The sequence below is a fragment of the Shinella yambaruensis genome (assembly GCF_050859155.1).
Taxonomy (GTDB): domain Bacteria; phylum Pseudomonadota; class Alphaproteobacteria; order Rhizobiales; family Rhizobiaceae; genus Shinella; species Shinella yambaruensis.
In genome coordinates, this window is record NZ_CP150638.1 from 3,284,537 (window position 1) to 3,299,102 (window position 14,566).

27 protein-coding genes are annotated in these 14,566 nt (G+C 58.7%); 12 read left to right on the plus strand and 15 right to left on the minus strand.

The window, feature by feature from the left end:
* The first annotated feature begins 10 nt into the window (after positions 1 to 10).
* Positions 11 to 529, plus strand: coding sequence for a GIY-YIG nuclease family protein (locus WMC41_RS16025; protein WP_432344714.1), 519 nt, complete (start codon positions 11 to 13; stop codon positions 527 to 529).
* Here WMC41_RS16025 and WMC41_RS16030 read toward each other — a convergent pair.
* Positions 516 to 899, minus strand: a complete 384-nt coding sequence (locus tag WMC41_RS16030) for a hypothetical protein (protein WP_432344716.1) — start codon at positions 897 to 899, stop codon at positions 516 to 518. The two genes, WMC41_RS16025 and WMC41_RS16030, sit on opposite strands and share 14 nt — an antisense overlap.
* A 64-nt stretch (positions 900 to 963) precedes the next feature.
* On the opposite strand from WMC41_RS16030, the gene WMC41_RS16035 reads away from it, so the two are divergent.
* Together WMC41_RS16035 and WMC41_RS16040 are read left to right on the plus strand one after the other, a co-directional pair.
* Positions 964 to 1,167 carry a hypothetical protein gene (locus WMC41_RS16035; RefSeq protein ID WP_432344719.1) on the plus strand — a complete coding sequence of 68 codons (204 nt, stop codon included), beginning with the start codon at positions 964 to 966 and terminating at the stop codon, positions 1,165 to 1,167.
* A 55-nt stretch (positions 1,168 to 1,222) separates the two neighbouring features.
* The gene (locus WMC41_RS16040; RefSeq protein WP_432344721.1) at positions 1,223 to 2,053 is read left to right on the plus strand and encodes a class I SAM-dependent methyltransferase; all 831 of its coding nucleotides are present in this window, start codon (positions 1,223 to 1,225) and stop codon (positions 2,051 to 2,053) included.
* Positions 2,054 to 2,358: 305 nt separating this feature from the next.
* Here WMC41_RS16040 and nusG read toward each other — a convergent pair whose 3' ends face one another.
* The 13 genes from nusG to WMC41_RS16105 all read right to left on the minus strand — a co-directional run bounded on the left by nusG (position 2,359) and on the right by WMC41_RS16105 (position 9,646).
* Positions 2,359 to 2,976 (minus strand): transcription termination/antitermination protein NusG, encoded by a 618-nt coding sequence (gene nusG / locus WMC41_RS16045; protein WP_432344723.1) that lies wholly within the window; start codon positions 2,974 to 2,976, stop codon positions 2,359 to 2,361.
* Complete coding sequence (locus WMC41_RS16050) at positions 2,976 to 3,245, minus strand: hypothetical protein (protein ID WP_432344725.1); 270 nt, start codon at positions 3,243 to 3,245, stop codon at positions 2,976 to 2,978. Before WMC41_RS16050 ends, nusG begins: the two co-directional genes overlap by 1 nt.
* Positions 3,242 to 3,529, minus strand: a complete 288-nt coding sequence (locus WMC41_RS16055; protein WP_432344728.1) for a hypothetical protein — start codon at positions 3,527 to 3,529, stop codon at positions 3,242 to 3,244. Before WMC41_RS16055 ends, WMC41_RS16050 begins: the two co-directional genes overlap by 4 nt.
* The gene (locus tag WMC41_RS16060) at positions 3,526 to 3,819 is read right to left on the minus strand and encodes a hypothetical protein (protein WP_432344730.1); all 294 of its coding nucleotides are present in this window, start codon (positions 3,817 to 3,819) and stop codon (positions 3,526 to 3,528) included. The genes WMC41_RS16055 and WMC41_RS16060 overlap by 4 nt, the downstream gene beginning before the upstream one ends.
* A complete protein-coding gene (locus WMC41_RS16065) occupies positions 3,816 to 4,118 on the minus strand; it encodes a hypothetical protein (RefSeq protein ID WP_432344732.1) in 303 nt (100 codons plus the stop codon). The genes WMC41_RS16060 and WMC41_RS16065 overlap by 4 nt, the downstream gene beginning before the upstream one ends.
* Before the next feature lie 112 nt (positions 4,119 to 4,230).
* On the minus strand, positions 4,231 to 5,286 hold the full coding sequence (locus tag WMC41_RS16070; RefSeq protein ID WP_432344734.1) for a hypothetical protein: 1,056 nt from the start codon (positions 5,284 to 5,286) through the stop codon (positions 4,231 to 4,233).
* Positions 5,270 to 5,542: a hypothetical protein gene (locus WMC41_RS16075; RefSeq protein WP_432344737.1), complete on the minus strand. Its 273-nt coding sequence runs from the start codon at positions 5,540 to 5,542 to the stop codon at positions 5,270 to 5,272. Before WMC41_RS16075 ends, WMC41_RS16070 begins: the two co-directional genes overlap by 17 nt.
* Before the next feature lie 10 nt (positions 5,543 to 5,552).
* The gene (locus tag WMC41_RS16080; RefSeq protein ID WP_432344740.1) at positions 5,553 to 6,173 is read right to left on the minus strand and encodes a hypothetical protein; all 621 of its coding nucleotides are present in this window, start codon (positions 6,171 to 6,173) and stop codon (positions 5,553 to 5,555) included.
* The gene (locus WMC41_RS16085) at positions 6,170 to 7,978 is read right to left on the minus strand and encodes a toprim domain-containing protein (protein ID WP_432344742.1); all 1,809 of its coding nucleotides are present in this window, start codon (positions 7,976 to 7,978) and stop codon (positions 6,170 to 6,172) included. The genes WMC41_RS16080 and WMC41_RS16085 overlap by 4 nt, the downstream gene beginning before the upstream one ends.
* The gene (locus tag WMC41_RS16090; protein WP_432344745.1) at positions 7,978 to 8,712 is read right to left on the minus strand and encodes a hypothetical protein; all 735 of its coding nucleotides are present in this window, start codon (positions 8,710 to 8,712) and stop codon (positions 7,978 to 7,980) included. The genes WMC41_RS16085 and WMC41_RS16090 overlap by 1 nt, the downstream gene beginning before the upstream one ends.
* Complete coding sequence (locus WMC41_RS16095; protein ID WP_432344747.1) at positions 8,705 to 8,980, minus strand: DUF1376 domain-containing protein; 276 nt, start codon at positions 8,978 to 8,980, stop codon at positions 8,705 to 8,707. The genes WMC41_RS16090 and WMC41_RS16095 overlap by 8 nt, the downstream gene beginning before the upstream one ends.
* A gap of 232 nt (positions 8,981 to 9,212) precedes the next feature.
* Entirely contained in the window at positions 9,213 to 9,398 is a 186-nt protein-coding gene (locus WMC41_RS16100; protein WP_432344750.1) for a hypothetical protein, read from the minus strand.
* Positions 9,395 to 9,646, minus strand: a complete 252-nt coding sequence (locus WMC41_RS16105) for a transcriptional regulator (RefSeq protein ID WP_432344753.1) — start codon at positions 9,644 to 9,646, stop codon at positions 9,395 to 9,397. The genes WMC41_RS16100 and WMC41_RS16105 overlap by 4 nt, the downstream gene beginning before the upstream one ends.
* Before the next feature lie 95 nt (positions 9,647 to 9,741).
* On the opposite strand from WMC41_RS16105, the gene WMC41_RS16110 reads away from it, so the two are divergent.
* Positions 9,742 to 10,431 (plus strand): helix-turn-helix domain-containing protein, encoded by a 690-nt coding sequence (locus WMC41_RS16110; protein WP_432344756.1) that lies wholly within the window; start codon positions 9,742 to 9,744, stop codon positions 10,429 to 10,431.
* Positions 10,432 to 10,510: 79 nt separating this feature from the next.
* The gene (locus WMC41_RS16115) at positions 10,511 to 10,987 is read left to right on the plus strand and encodes a helix-turn-helix domain-containing protein (RefSeq protein WP_432344759.1); all 477 of its coding nucleotides are present in this window, start codon (positions 10,511 to 10,513) and stop codon (positions 10,985 to 10,987) included.
* Positions 10,988 to 10,991: 4 nt separating this feature from the next.
* On the opposite strand, the gene WMC41_RS16120 is transcribed toward WMC41_RS16115, so the two are convergent.
* Entirely contained in the window at positions 10,992 to 11,360 is a 369-nt protein-coding gene (locus WMC41_RS16120) for an Arc family DNA-binding protein (protein ID WP_432344762.1), read from the minus strand.
* A 113-nt stretch (positions 11,361 to 11,473) separates the two neighbouring features.
* On the opposite strand from WMC41_RS16120, the gene WMC41_RS16125 reads away from it, so the two are divergent.
* The 7 genes from WMC41_RS16125 to WMC41_RS16155 all read left to right on the plus strand — a co-directional run bounded on the left by WMC41_RS16125 (position 11,474) and on the right by WMC41_RS16155 (position 14,377).
* Positions 11,474 to 11,647, plus strand: a complete 174-nt coding sequence (locus WMC41_RS16125; RefSeq protein WP_432344765.1) for an Arc family DNA-binding protein — start codon at positions 11,474 to 11,476, stop codon at positions 11,645 to 11,647.
* Positions 11,648 to 11,740: 93 nt separating this feature from the next.
* Positions 11,741 to 12,589, plus strand: coding sequence for a hypothetical protein (locus WMC41_RS16130; protein WP_432344768.1), 849 nt, complete (start codon positions 11,741 to 11,743; stop codon positions 12,587 to 12,589).
* Positions 12,586 to 12,879 carry a hypothetical protein gene (locus WMC41_RS16135; protein WP_432344770.1) on the plus strand — a complete coding sequence of 98 codons (294 nt, stop codon included), beginning with the start codon at positions 12,586 to 12,588 and terminating at the stop codon, positions 12,877 to 12,879. Before WMC41_RS16130 ends, WMC41_RS16135 begins: the two co-directional genes overlap by 4 nt.
* A gap of 52 nt (positions 12,880 to 12,931) precedes the next feature.
* The gene (locus tag WMC41_RS16140) at positions 12,932 to 13,282 is read left to right on the plus strand and encodes a hypothetical protein (protein WP_432344772.1); all 351 of its coding nucleotides are present in this window, start codon (positions 12,932 to 12,934) and stop codon (positions 13,280 to 13,282) included.
* On the plus strand, positions 13,282 to 13,878 hold the full coding sequence (locus WMC41_RS16145) for a hypothetical protein (RefSeq protein ID WP_432344774.1): 597 nt from the start codon (positions 13,282 to 13,284) through the stop codon (positions 13,876 to 13,878). The genes WMC41_RS16140 and WMC41_RS16145 overlap by 1 nt, the downstream gene beginning before the upstream one ends.
* Complete coding sequence (locus WMC41_RS16150; protein ID WP_432344776.1) at positions 13,875 to 14,171, plus strand: hypothetical protein; 297 nt, start codon at positions 13,875 to 13,877, stop codon at positions 14,169 to 14,171. The genes WMC41_RS16145 and WMC41_RS16150 overlap by 4 nt, the downstream gene beginning before the upstream one ends.
* Positions 14,171 to 14,377, plus strand: a complete 207-nt coding sequence (locus WMC41_RS16155) for a hypothetical protein (RefSeq protein ID WP_432344778.1) — start codon at positions 14,171 to 14,173, stop codon at positions 14,375 to 14,377. Before WMC41_RS16150 ends, WMC41_RS16155 begins: the two co-directional genes overlap by 1 nt.
* Positions 14,378 to 14,566 lie beyond the last annotated feature (189 nt).

Here is a 14,566-nt window from a genome sequence, read left to right on the forward strand (position 1 = left end):
AGAACCATCAATGTTGATCCACAACTACGGCCTGTTCTGGCGTCGGAATGTCATTGCTTCAGACGGGCCGTGGCCGCGTTCTGGCGCCCTGTTAGGGATCGGAGTTAAGCAGAAGCGACGGGGTAAGGTGGACTTCAGTCGACAGCGGGGCATCTATGCGCTGTACGATGACAGCTTCAGGCTCATCTATGTTGGTCAGGCCGGCCGTGGAGATCGTCGCCTCTACGCCCGCCTCCGCGCCCACTCCATCGGCAACCTTGCTGAACGATGGAGCAGGTTCTCTTGGTTCGGTATCCTGCCTGTTGAGGTGGAGGCCAACTCCCAAATGCTTCGTCTCGTGGACGACCACCAACCAACTGCGCCTACGCGAGAAAATATCCTTGATCACATGGAGGCTATTCTAATCGCGGCGGGTGAACCAATCAGGAATGCCAAGGGAGGCGTATTCGGAAAGTCGGTTACGCTTTACCGGCAATCGAGCCCGATGGGGTCGTTAGGCGAAGACGATCTTGACGTCAACGAAGACTGACAGTGTTCCAGGGATGATCGGGATCGAGGGGGCGACCGTCTTCCCCCGTGCCGCTCCTCACTTTCCCGCGCTCCTCCTGCTGGATGCGGATATCGTGATGGTCGGGGCAGGCAACTTCCCAATTCGACCGGTCCCAGAACAGACGCCGGTCACCCTTGTGCGGGATGCGGTGGTTGACGACGAGGTGCATTCGACGAGGGTTCGTCTGCGCCGTTCCATCCATCCGCAGATTGCCAGCGTTCAGAAGGCCGGCGGACCTGCATCGCTCGCAGAATTGGTTCTCAGGTTCGGCAAGAAAGGACTTGCGGGCTTTCTCCCACTTGCTGTCGTAGCCGCGCTGGCGAGCTGACGGGCGATAGTCTGTCTTCATAGGATGCTCCCGCGCTGCTGCTGTCGGTCGCCTCGCATCGGCGGGCGATGGGCGGGAGGACGTGATGGCATCGCTACCCCTTGAATGCCTCCAGGCTTACTTGGGCGCCCGCGTCGGCCTTTTGGCTCAAAACGCAATCTCGCATGCAGCTGCATATCAAGACATGACAAAGGAAAGTGAAATTAACCTTCCTTATTATATATCATTTAAAAATGGCTGCGCCTTTCGCAAACTCCCTGAGTTAACCAATAAGATATTTCGAATTTGACGCTCACGTTTCAGGAAATTACATTTGCGAGAGGCTGTCATCTGCAAGAGCGAACATGTTTAATCTATCTTCCGACCAACTCTCCGAAATAGCCATTGTGCCGCACTTCAGTGAGGGGCACTATTCCTCTCTCGATATCGAGAGAACTATCGACTTCTTTTTTAGGTATTATATCCAGCCTTTGAAGCGAGTTCATGAATTCACCGCCGACACAGTAGTAGCCGACCTCGGCGCAGGATATGGCTGGCTGGCTATGGCATGGGCAATTCATACACCAGTACAACTAATTGCAGTTGATATGGATGCCGAGCGCCTCGAAGCGGGCCGCCGCATAGCAACCATTTTGGGTATCGGCGACCGTATCGACTGGCGCGTCGGCCGACTGGGCAATCTTCCACTGGAAGACGCTTCCGTGGATATCGCCTGCTGCATAGAAGTGCTGGAACATGTCTATGGCGATAAAGCAGCGGTTTCGGATCTGGGGCGGGTGGCACGGGACCTCATTCTCTTCACCACGCCCAATAAATGGTTTCCTGTAATTGCACACGACACGCGTTTGCCGTTCTGCCATTGGTTGCCGGTACGGCTTCGGGTTCTGTACGCAGCCGCAGTGAAGCGCGACTATAATGAGATTGACAATGTTTTCTGGTCGCCTGCAGACCTGAAAAAGCTCCTTCCTGGCTTTAGGCGGCTCAACGGGTTTATGCATTTCGAGGACTTCAAGAGCTACCTGAACGTGTTTCCGTACTATTTGCCGTATGGAAGTGGAAGCACCGTGTACAAGATCGGACTTCTTAAAAGACTCTACTTTAAGTTCGCCTCGAAGTTCGGCGCACACTCACAAACTATCCTCCCAAACCTTGCATCGGTTATGAAGAAACTTTGAGTTTATCGGATGCCTATAGGGCTGGAAGGCAGCCAGAAGCGATCCTCACTCAGTGGCCATCAGATTTACGCGGTCTCCGTTGCCGCTGGATTTCGATGGGCTTTGGAATGGCGCTGCAGCGTTACCTCGCGATCGTGATCCACAATCCCTCGGAACCATTCCAAACTGAATTTTGGTAAAGCTTCGCACTACGCTGGACGCGATTTCCAGCAGTGGCCCGGCGAGTGTTCCCTATGTTGAAGGTCCGGCGGCAGCCATTCGCGTGATTTGCGGAACCTAGCACTGCGCAGGAATATATTCAACACCTAGCTCGCTTTTGGGAATTTTTCCCCACCAGCCAGTTCACGAGGATCAAACGTCGCCAGCGTAGCGCGGCCGAAGAGATTGAGGAGCATTTCCACCATGCCTTGGTGCGTGACGTTCTCGATGACGCCGGAGAACCCAGCGAATGGACCGGACGATACACGCCCCTCCTCGCCCTTCGAGAATTGCATCGCGACGGTCAAGCGGCGCGTTTTCCCTTCTTCTTCGCGATAGATGCGTGCGACGCGAGTGTCATCAAACTGCATGTCGATCTCGGCAAGGTAGATGGTTTCCACGAGGTCGCTCGAAATACGGATCGGATCGCCATCGCCTCCGCTTCGCTTGCCAACATATCCACCGTTGCTCAGGACACCCTCGACGCCGAAGCAGTTGACAGCCCTGTACAGCGAGCCGGCGGTGCCGAGAAACAGGTACCCCGGCATCAACGCCCGTTCCTTCGTCGAGTAGGTATGCGTGCGCCTGTTCTTGCGCTCTACCCGCATCGTCGGAAGATAGACCTCGTACCCTGCCGTTCGCAGCTTGTCGGCCGCCCGCCACTCCATCAGGGGCGCGGTGCGGACGACATACCAGTCGAGCTTGTGATTGATGCCGGATTTCATCAGGCGGAGCCCCCCGAAGCAGAATACGGCGAGGCCTGCATTTTCTGCCTCTCTTGTCGGAAACTATCAAGAGCGCCTTCTGAAACCAGTTTCATCGTCGCTTCGAAATCAGGGAACTCGGCCTGCGCCGCCATGTGGCCGATAATCATGGAAAGCGCCACGAAAACGTGGACCGTCCGTTCGTCCTGGCGTACCTCCGCGATCCTGTTGGCGATGACCAGCGACCGGTCGGCTGTTGTTTCATATTCGGGCCTTTCGCTGCTGGTCATGCGACGTCTCCATCGGGATCGGGCCACCAATCACGCCGCTCCATCTCGCACTCAATTAGCGTGATCAACGCCTCATTCGCGGGGTTGATGACGTCATCGGGCGCTTCTTCGAGTACCCCGTAAGCCTTGGACCCGATCGCCTCCAATTCGTCATCGTTCATTCGGCGCAGAAGCTCGGTAACGCCGCCAAACGCCCAATCGGCACAGATGAGCGTATCAGCGATAATTCCCTCGTTGATCGCGGGGCGGTTTTGGTTGTCGGTGAACTTCACGACGTTGCTCATGGCCATTTCCTTTCCGTGCGTTGCTTGATGAGGGATCGACGCTCCGGGGTCAGCTTCACCCACGCCGGCCGCCAGCTTGTGATTGTCCGATAGACGCGTTCTGGTGGATCAATGCAGAACCAGGCGCCGGAAGCGTCGAGGAAGTATTGCAGACGGTCAGCATCGAAGCTGCCGACCATGTCGGAGAACAGGAGCTCGCAGATCGTGCCGTCCGGGCTGGCCTCCTTCATCGGGCGCCAGGGGTTGAGCCGGTCGTAGGCCTCTCGGGCTTTGCGCTCGGCGATGGTCATGCCGCCTCCATCAGATGGATTACGGTAGGGGCACCGAGATAAACGGCCGGGAAATCGCAGTCGTTGAAGTGATTGAACTGGTCACCCGTCGGATCGAGCACGCGCCCGTCCGCCAGCTTGATCCAGACGTGATTGCAGTGCCCGAGGTCACTTTCGACGCATTCGCACTCGACGCCTTGAAGGCGCAGCAATGGAGCAAGCGGCCAGCAGATCGCAGCGCACATCCAGTCGCTCGGCTTGCCGTCGAGAATTCCATCCCGGAAGTCTGCTGCGAATGCGATCAGCTCTTCGTCGGTCATGGCAGCTTCCACGCGAGCCAGAGGAGACCGATGCACGGCAGAACCGTGAGCCACGCAAGGATAGCAGTTGCGGCGATCCACGCGATCATCCCTTCGATACGGAAATAATACCTCACGCCGCCCTCCCCGCCGTCGCCGGCTTCGTCTTCTTCGTGTTGCGGAACCAGTGGATCGCCAGCGCCTTCCAGAACGGCCACTTGTGCGAAAGAGCGATCCGCTTGCCTTCGTCGTGATCGGTCAGCCACGAACCGGTGATCGCCTCCGTCAGCGCCTCGGGCGTGATGGAGTGACGGTACTCGTCATCGGTCAGCAGCAGCTCGACGGCCTTGATCTGCGGCGCGAGGATCGGCGCCATCTTCGCCTTGGCCAGCACCTCAAGGATAATCCGGGCCCGCATCGCGCCGCGCGCGTCGACCAGCTTGGCAATCGCGTTGATGGCCACCGTGTCGCCGGGCTCGAAGGTCTTGACGGAATACTGCAGAACCCGAACGCCGGCCTTGGTGCAAACCTGATCGATAGTGAGGGCATCTTCGTCCTGCGCGACAAGCGCGGCCTGGTGGAGCTGGAGCGGGGTAACGTTCAGGCGCTGCGTGTTCTGGCCGACGAACGCTGCCGCCTGGGCCGATGTCTCGCGGGCTTCACAGATCATCACCGGTATCCAGTCGATGTCGGGATGGCTGGCGGCGGCGATGGCCGTGTGCTGGCCGTCGAGCACCTTCAGGACCGTTTGCCCGTCGTGCTCGGCATAGGCGCAGATCGGCGGCTTGAAGCGGTTCCAGTCGAAGCACTCAAGGATTTGCCGGATCTGGCGAAGGCCGCGCTCACCAATATCGCGCTGATAGGATGGATCGACGAACAGGGTCTTGGGGTCGACGCGCTCGCAGATCGGTTCGCCATTCTGCGGTGCGCCGATGTCAAGGCCGGCAAGGTTGATAGGCTCGATGGCGCGCAGGCTTTCGACCGGCCGGAACGCGCCGGTGCGGATATGATCGTTCACCGCCTTGATGGCGTGTTTGATGCTCACCTCGTCCGCATCCGGGAACTCGGTCGCGATCAGCAGGGCGATGAACTGCGCGCGGTCCTCCTCGCTGGTCGGCATGCCCTTTCGGTGCAGCTCGTCGACGACGTGGGCGGCGATGTTGGCGGCAAGATCAGATGGGGCAGACATCGGCGCCCCCACTCGTGGTGGATCGAGTGGCAGAGTTTGCCACTTGCCCCTGCGGCTCGACCTCCTCCGCCAGGATGGCCGCAAGGAAGTCATAGGCCGGGGCAACCTTGCCGGCTGCCGTTGCTGCAAGCTCATTCTGAACGAAGCCGTGCAGTTGCCTAGCTTGTTCGTCACCGAGGTCCGCGCAGAACCTGCGAGCGATATGCTGCAGGTCATGGGCTAGGTTGCAGAATGCGACGTAATCCTGCTCGGTCATGCGCTTTCTCCTAGAATTCCAGGGTTTCAACAACGACCGGCGGCGTGAGTACGCGAACCGCGCTACCTGTCTGTGTTTTGAAGTGCAGATAGCTTCCGATCTCGCGGCCAATCTTTTCCGCCGCACTCCGATCCGTGACGGAGACCTCGACCTCGTAGCTTCCAGCGCCGACGCAACGGATGGCCTCTATTTCGGCACAAGTCTCTGGGCCGAGTGCCGCGAGAATGTCAGACAAATCATCACGGTCAGCGGCGCTGCTGCCGTGGTGTCCTATGCGAACATGCGCATAGTACTCGCGCTCCTCGTCGACGTTGACGAGCGGGTCCATGAAGCCTTCGATCTTGGAGAACTCGCGCAGCCACTCGTTGAGCAAACTGGCGTAGACGTTTGTCGGCGCGGCCAATACCGAGTCCTGTTCAAAGAACTCCCGAAAAACCTTCTCTGCGCTGGAGAAGCTTTGGAAGTCCCCAATCAGCGCGCCGGACGAATTTTCATAGGTCGCGCTCTTTCGATCACGATGCGGGTCGTCGATCGAAAGGACCAGAACATCCTTGCCGCGAGGGATGTCCGGATCAAAGTCATTCCAGTAGAAGCATGCCTTTTCGCGCGGGATTATCGCCGTATCCGTCATGCGTGTTCTCCTCTCGGCACATACTGCCGGTCCCAGTAGAAGCGGTTATTTGTGGTGTGGTAGCGGTAGGTTTCGCGATCGAACCAAAGGCCGATCTTTCCGTCGAAATCCCCATTTCGCTGCTTGGCGACGTTAAGGATAACACTCGGCTTCTCGTCGAGAACGTCGCGCTCGACATCGTTGTGCGCTTGCCGAACCTTCTCCTCGTGGGCCTTGTTGCGCCACACGCTGATGATGTTATGAACGTTGGCGCCGATCTCCATGGCGCCCTTCACGTCTTCGGTTTCCGGTGCGCCGGCCCTATCTCTGTCGCCCTTTTTCGCATGGGCAACGAGATGAAGGTGAACGGAATTGGCAACTGTCCAATCGACGATCTGGAACACCGCCTTTTCCTGACCGCTGTAGTCATCCGACCCCACTCCCAACCGCATGAGGGAGTCGACTACGAACTGGTCACACCCATAGCGGGCTCTGGCGTAATCGAAGACATCCAGAAGGGCCTTGATGTCGGTCTTCCCGACGTGGTCGTAGATCAAGAGACCATAGTCCAGCCAGGTCAGGATTTCCTTGATCTGCTGTGCGTTCGGGCGATCGAAACCGCCAACCTGCTTAACCAATCTTCGCAACTGCTGCGGGCCTGGCATTTCGAATGAGCCAATGCAAATGCGGCTGCCTTGCTGAATAAATCCTGCGATACCGTCGGAAATGATCTGGCTCTTTCCGTGCCCGACGGCGCCTGTCCAAAGCGTTACCTCACCGCGACGGCAGGCAAACTTCGTCAGCAATTTATCGTAGGGCAGTTCGTAACCGAGAGGCTCGCCAGGCGCCGGCCAAAACAGGTGAATGACCTTGTCGACATACTCGCTCGGACGCTTCAGGCCTGCTGGATCCAGGCTCCTTGCTTCCAGTAGGAACCGCTTCATATCGCCCGTGGAAACCTCGCCCTGAAGGCAGGAGTTGGCGTCCTTGTGCGGCAGTGAAACCCGGTAGCAACGATGGCGGCCAAGACGGCTTGCAATCTCCTCGGCGGCTTCGTCGCCGGGCTGGTCCATGTCGGTCGAGATATAGATTTTCTCGAATCGGTCGAGACGGTCGAACTCTCGTTCGATCCATTTTTGCTTGTCGCCCTTGCCGCCGCCGAACGGCACCGATACGGCCGGCATGCCGAAGCAGGCCCAAGACATGGCGTCGATCTCGCCTTCGGTGATGATCAGCGTTCGTGCGTTGGGGTCGATCGCCTGCCAGCCGAATAGGATCGGCTCGCAGTTCGCTGCGGTCGGAACCGGCTTGGCCCCGTCTTCGGCCTTGCGGGCCTTGGCCATCGCCAGTTCGCCGTTCGGAAGCAGGAACGGGAAAATGATATCCCCGCCGCGCTCGCCGATCTTGTAGGCCTGTAGCACGTCCTCGGAAATGAACCGGACGTCCATCAGGTATTCGCGGACCTTGCCCTTCGGCGGGCCGCATTTCGGCTTCTCCGGCCGGGTATAGCTCTGCTGAGGCTGCTTGAAGAACTCCGGCCGCTCGACGCCGAGCCAGTCGGAAATCTCAGTGAGCGCCGCCGACAGGTCGAGACCGCGGCACTCTCGCCACAAGTCGACGACGTCGCCGCCCTCGGTCCCGCTGAAATCTGACCAGACGCCCGTCTTCGGGCCAGTCAGCCGTACCCCGAGGCTATGCCCCTTCTCGCCGGAGGTGGAGCCGGCACGCCACTCCGCGCCCTCCTTGCGGCCACCCGGCAGCAGGTATTCGCAGACCGAGACGATGCGGTCGTTCAGCATCCGCTTGAGATCGAGGATATCAGCCATCACTCGACCCCTGCGTAAATCGGGTCGTCGCGCCAGTCGGGTTGCGCGGACCCGGCCATGGTCTCAGTCCAGCAATCGTTGTTCAGCCAGGTCGACGCGTTCTTCGTGTATTTCGGATCCTGCCCGGCACGTTGCGCTGCATAGACCTTGACACCAGCAAGGATTGTTTCCTCGCTCGCCCGCTTTACGGCACGGTCGTAGGATTTTTGTCCGGCGGGCTTGCTCGCCTTTTTCGGATAGATTTTCCAGAACTCTTCGAACCGGTTTTCGGCCTTCGCATGACGCGATTTCGAACAAGAGATAGATTTATCTATCTCTAATGTATTTAATGTATTTAATTCTTTCTTGTTTGCGTCGCTTGTGCGTCGGCCCTGCGTCGCTTCCGCGTCGCTTGTTTGCGTTGAAAGCTGATATTTGTCGTAATTACAAATAGTTATCTGCGTCGCATGTGCGTCGGTTTTGATATCAATCAAGCCCTGTTTTTCAATGCGTTTTAGGTACCTACGAACACGCGCTTCCGACCATTGCCACCGGTCTGCGAGGAACCTTGTCGACACGGCGCAAACGCCGCGCGAAAGGGCGATGACGGCCCTGCCGACCCGCACGGTACGGTCCTTCCAAGCGGCCTCGCGGATCAACCAGACCCAGGCCAAGCGCTCGCAATATGGTTCGTTAGCAAACACGGGATGATCCAACATTTCTCTGGCGATCAGAATGAAGCCGCTGTCATTCACGATGACCTCGCAGCAGTTTTCCGTCGTTCTGCCGCAGCAGCTTGCCGGCACGGACCAGCGTTTCGACGATCTTTTTGACGTCGGCGGGCCTGATCCGGCACAGCGCAGCAAAGCGCCGATTGTTCTCTTCTATCGGGCCGCCCTCGCACATGATGAGGCTGCACAGCATCCAATAAACACCCTGCTCGTCTGCGCGCAGAACGCCGCCGACGCCTGCGATATATTCATCAGGATAAAAGTCGACCCGCCGGGCCTTGCCCTTCGTCATGCGCGCCGCCTTCTCAAGGCCAACCAGCGGCCGAAAAGCGCGGCCACGAGGTAGGCGTCACGAAGCGACCGCGTGCGCCGCAGATCACCCCAGGCGTCGAGATAATCGTCCCAGGCATCCCGCTCGCGGTTACGCGCGTTGGAGCTGGAAAGGTGGGTTTCAGGAAAACCCGGCTTTTCCTGCCGTGGGGCTGCATCGGGGCGTCTTCCTGCCGTGGGGCTGCATCGGGGCGTCATGCATGCACCTGACGGTACAGTTTCATGCGCTTCGCCTTGTCGACCGCCTTCTTGGCCTGCCAGTATTTCAGGCTGAACCTGTGTACGAGCAGATCGGCCGGCTCGTCGGGCCAGCGGGCGATGTCGGCGAGCCATTGCGCGGCGCGGGTGATTTCGTCGGCCGGGAGGTCGGGGCGGCTCATACGGTCACCGATGCGCTTTGGTCCGACTGGAAAAGGTCGGGGCGCAACTGCGCCTTGGAAATCGCCCCGTTTGTCGCCTTGTCGATTGCGGCCGCCAAATCGCCCGATATCCGGCCGTTCCGCTTCGCATACCAAATGGCATTCTGCGAATAGCCCGCTTTAGCGCCGAGCTTGGCCTCCGATCCTGCGATTGTGATGGCTGCCTCGATGAGGCGGGTTACCTGCGAAGACGCTTTCTTTTTTCTCATATCCCTGTCCGGTCATATAAATCTTAACACATACGCAACACATTACTCGTTATTTTGTGTTTTACAAGACGTGTTTTTTGTTTCAGAGAGAGACCATGAGTGAAAAGCAGCTGCCCACCATCATCGAGATCATGCAAAAGCGATCGGGTGAGGAAATCCGAGAAGCAAGGAAAGCTCGCGGGTTGACGCAGGCGGAGGTGGCTGAGCTAGCTGGCACGAACCAGCAGACCGTCGACCGCATCGAAAGCGGGAAAACCCAGCGGTCCAAATTTTATGCCAAGATCGCCGAAGTCGTTGGCCTTGCGGGCATGGTCAACCTGGTAAACCCTCGCGACGTCAAGCCTCTGAGACTTGATCGAGAGGGGACCCCAGAGCAGCACAGATTTATGATAGGCCTACCGCAGGCTGGTGATTATTCTGGCATTCCGGTGTTTGCGCGCGGTTCGGGCTCACTGTACCTCACGAATATTTTGCCGCGCGCCTTCCCAGTGGAGATGGTCGAGGAGGCCTATGCCCTCATCGTCAACGAACGCGATATGTATCCAGCGGTAAGCCCTGGCGACATTGTCGTCGCGAACCCTCATCTGCCGCCACAGGACGGTGCAGATGTGGTGGTATCTTACGAAATCGATGCACGCCGCGTATTTCGTGTCCGCACACTCGTCGACCAAGACGAGGAAAACTGGCGGTTCAAAACGTGGGCCCCAGCCCACATGGAAACTTTTCCGAAGCTCGGTTCAACACTGGTGCATCCGATAGTCGTGAAATTTTCGAAGTTCAGATAACACAAATTTATGTGTTGTGTGTTGACGGCGATAATTTTTGTGTGTTATCTGTCGCGCCAGTTAACGAACTGGAGCCAGCATGCGCCCGACGTTCCCGCCGCCGACCTCTATTGCCGACTGGATCAAGGATATCCGCGATGCCGCAGGTCTCGACCAGACAGCGTTCGGCAAGACGTTCGGCGTGTCCCAGTCCAGCGTTGCGCGCTGGGAGGCCGGCGAAGCTGTCCCGGAGTATCCGCGGCGCCTCGCGCTTCAGAAAATCAGCGACATGTACGGCTTGGCGAGGCCTGGTCGGGCCAATCCCGCAGAGGGTTTTGGCTCAGCCTGCGCCAAAACCTATGAGCTTAGCGAGCAGATCGCGGAACTCCTCGACCTTCTGCATGCTCTCGACAAGATCGGGGATGGGATCGGCAGCGCCGACGGCTATGCCGTCTCGGCCGTGGCGCTCAGCGCGAAGTCGATCGCCGACAATGTTCTTGATGGGTTGAAGGCACTCTCCCGCGCGCCGCGCGCCACCCGCGCATACGCGTGCATGTGCGCGAGGGAAGTGGCATGATGCGTCAGTCTTCGGGGGGGACGAAGCGAGTGAACTTGCCATGATTGTAAGCATGCTCTTTCGCCGCTTCACGTTCCTCTGGCGACATCTCAGCAGAACGCGAGATGTCGAGCATGAGATGATCCAGATCATCGGCAAGCGACATCAGCAGGGTTTTGCCCTTGAATTTCTTAAGCATTGCAATGGAGGTTCGAACGTCCGCGACAACCTCCTCAAGGGAGATTGGTCGGGGATACGCTCCTTCGAGCGTAGTCACGATCTCAGCATTCATGCTTCGATTGTTCATCTCCGCTGCCGCTTTGATGCGGTCGCGCAGCCCGTCTGGCAGGCGCAGGACGAACTTGTCCAGGTCTTTCGCGAGTGTTTCCTTCATGGCCCCATCATCAGTAGTGGCAGTATGCCACGAAATAAATGGTGGCACGATGCCACCGCCTATTGCTTGGATGGTGGCAATGTGCCATCATCCTCTTAACGAAGGATGAAGAAATGAAAGAGGACGTCGTGAAATTGATGGTTCGCCTGCCGCACGACATCAAGTCGTTCGTGGCGCAGCAGTCGGATCGAAACGGAAGCTCGCAGAACAGCGAAATCATCCGCGCCGTGCGCGAACGGATGGAGCGGGTTCAGCGGGAGGAAATGCCGGCTCCGGCCGGAAACTGAAACGGCGGCATCGAAGTTCGAGCTTCGAAAGCCGCCGCTGAGACTGCCGTGTTCGAGCACGGAAATCCATTTGTCCAAGCCGTAGGAGGTTTTATGGACGCGCTGATGAATACCACGCCTGGCGGAGGCGGTAAACCCGTGCGCATTTCGACGAAGGAAATCGCCACCCTCACCGACAAAGAGCACAAGACGGTTCTGCGCGACACGCGTAGCATGCTCGTCGAGATCTATTGCGCTGATCTGGTTGGCGACTTCGCACCCGCCGGTGTTACCCGACGGGCCGAGACGATCAGGTCGAAGGCTGACGAGATTCTGATCAAGCAGTATGGCCCCGGTACCAATTGGTACCACCTCGGCTTTGAGATCGTTCGCAGCGGTAACGCGACGGTCGAAATCCTCCTCGACCGTGAGCATGCCATGACCCTCGTCACCGGCTACGACATCAAGCTTCGCAAGCGCGTCGTCGACAAGCTGTCCGAGCTGGAGCAGGTGCAGCCGTCCATTCCGACGACGGCCGAAGCCCTTGCCCAGGTCTTCCGCATGGTGGCCGACAGCGAGCGGCGGGAAGCGCAGCAGAACGCGTTCAACTCGCAGATCGTCGAGCGCGTCGAAATCGTCGAGCAGACGGCACCGCTGAAGGCGAAGCCGCAGAACGCGGAAACGAGGTCGGAAGCCCGCAGGCGCATGAACCGCGTGCATGGCTTGTCCGAAGCGATCGTCGATACGGTGCTCGATCATCCGGGATATGGCATCCGGCCGTTCGCGATGGTGAAGAACAGTCACGAAGAGGCCCAAGGCAGCAGCTACGGCGTCTACTGGATCCGCGATATCTCGGCGCTTTTCAAGCGGTTCGTCAGCGAGTGCACGCCGCACTCAGCAACGATGGTTCGGCACCCAATCATCAGCCGCCCCTTTAAGCTTTCGAAAGGTGGAGCGAAATGATCAGCGCCAAGAACATCATGGATCTTCTCGACATTGCCAACCGCGCGCTCGTCGTGGACACCTGCGAGCAGAAGCGCCGGAAGGCGCAACGGGACCTCAGCGCCGCCTACGATGCTTGGAAGACGGAGCATCGCATCCGGGATCACATGGAAGCGGGATCACCGGAAATGGAACGCATGCTCACGGCGACGGAGGCGGAATACGACCTCCTCACCGAGGCCAAGCGCGACGAGGCGAACGCCCGTAAGCGGCTCCAGTCGGCGATCCGCAAGTATCGCAAGCAAGGCTGACGGCGCCCCGCGCGCCTCGCCTCTCCCGATTTCACCTTTGAGGATTACCACCATGCCGAACACATCAGTTCAGGCCGCCGGCGAAGCCATGCCATCACGCTTCCAGGCGATGCGTTTCGTAGATATGCGAACCTTGTTCGACGGGCTGCACGCTGCTTATCACATCCTGCTGGCAAACGAGCAGGTTTGCGAGGGCACGTTGCTGACCGGCTCCTATCTCTGGTTCAAAGCTGAAGCAGAGCGGCTTAATGCGCTGATGCAGGAAATCGCGGACGCCGCCCTCTATCGCACACCTGAGGATAAGGACGACGAATATGAACGGGAGCATATCCTCGTTCGCGCGAAGCCCTCACGATCTGGTCGCCGTATCTATCGAACCACTACGGCAGTGGAGGTGCTGTGATGGCCGACGCTCCCAGCCGCACCATCCCCGAAATGTATGCCGAATGGCTCGCCACTCGTAACCGCCCCTCGACCGATAAGACGGACGAGGAGATGGACAAAGGCTCCACCGAATATCAGCGCCTCCAGGCGCAAATCATCGCTACGGAGCCGGCAACGCCTGCTGATGTCGCAATGATGTACCTTGTCGATACCGACTATGGCGACAGCTACCCTTCCGATACGTTCGAAGCTCGTGTTCGCGAGTTGGCCGGCCAAGGCGTCAATGCCGCTCCGCCGCCGTCGCCGCTCGATGTGCTGTTGCAGCAAAAACACGAGGCCGAAAACCTTCACGATCGGCAGATCAAGGAGACCGATGCCCACATTGAGGCTGGTACGGCGACCGATGATGTTTGGCAGGCGCAGTTTGATGCGTGCAACGTGGTGGACGCCATTGTCCTTGAGATTTGCGCCTATCGGCCCGCCAATGCGGCCGAGCAGGACCGCAAAGCACGTTTCCTGCTCGAATGGACCAAAGACACCGAGGCCAGCGAAGACGAGGTGAAGGCGCTTCTTACCTCGATGCTGCTTACCGTCGACGGGAGGGCATCCGCATGACGACCAACTTCCATCGCGGCCAGTTGGTCGAGTGCATCGACGACAGGCCAGGGCCGGTCGCAGACCCGGAGACTATTCCGGAAATGAACGGCCTTACACGCGGCCGAATCTACACGGTTCGCTGGGCCGGCCTCGCCTTGCACATGGGTGAGACCTTCGACGGCGTCCGCTTGGACGAAATATTGCGGGACAACGATGATCTCCCATATTTCGCGCATCGTTTCCGACCGGTCAGGCCCGAGCGGCAGGCAATTTTCCAAGCGCTTTTGCGCGTCGTGACGGAGGATGCGTGATGACCAAGACCGCCGCAACCAAGCTCGATGACGCGTTCGGAACTGCCCGGAGCTGCCTGCACGCCATGCGTCTGATGACCGAAACCATCTTCCAGGGCAGCGGGAAGGATTACTGCTCACTGCTGACAATGATCGATGGAGCAGAGCGCGCGATCAATGATGCGCAGGCCGTTGCCGACACGCTGCTGGAGGATCGCCGATGCTGACCTCCAACTCCCTCAACGGCTCCTGCGGAAGCTGCGGCCATATCTTTCTCGTCGCCCATCTACCGATGCCGATGGAGCGGGCGGCAGGTCTCGCCAGACGGGCAGCCTGCCCGAAATGCGGGGAGGCCGACAAGGTTTTCGTGACAACGAAACCGCCTGTGGAAACTGTGGATAGCGGGGAGAAGTCGC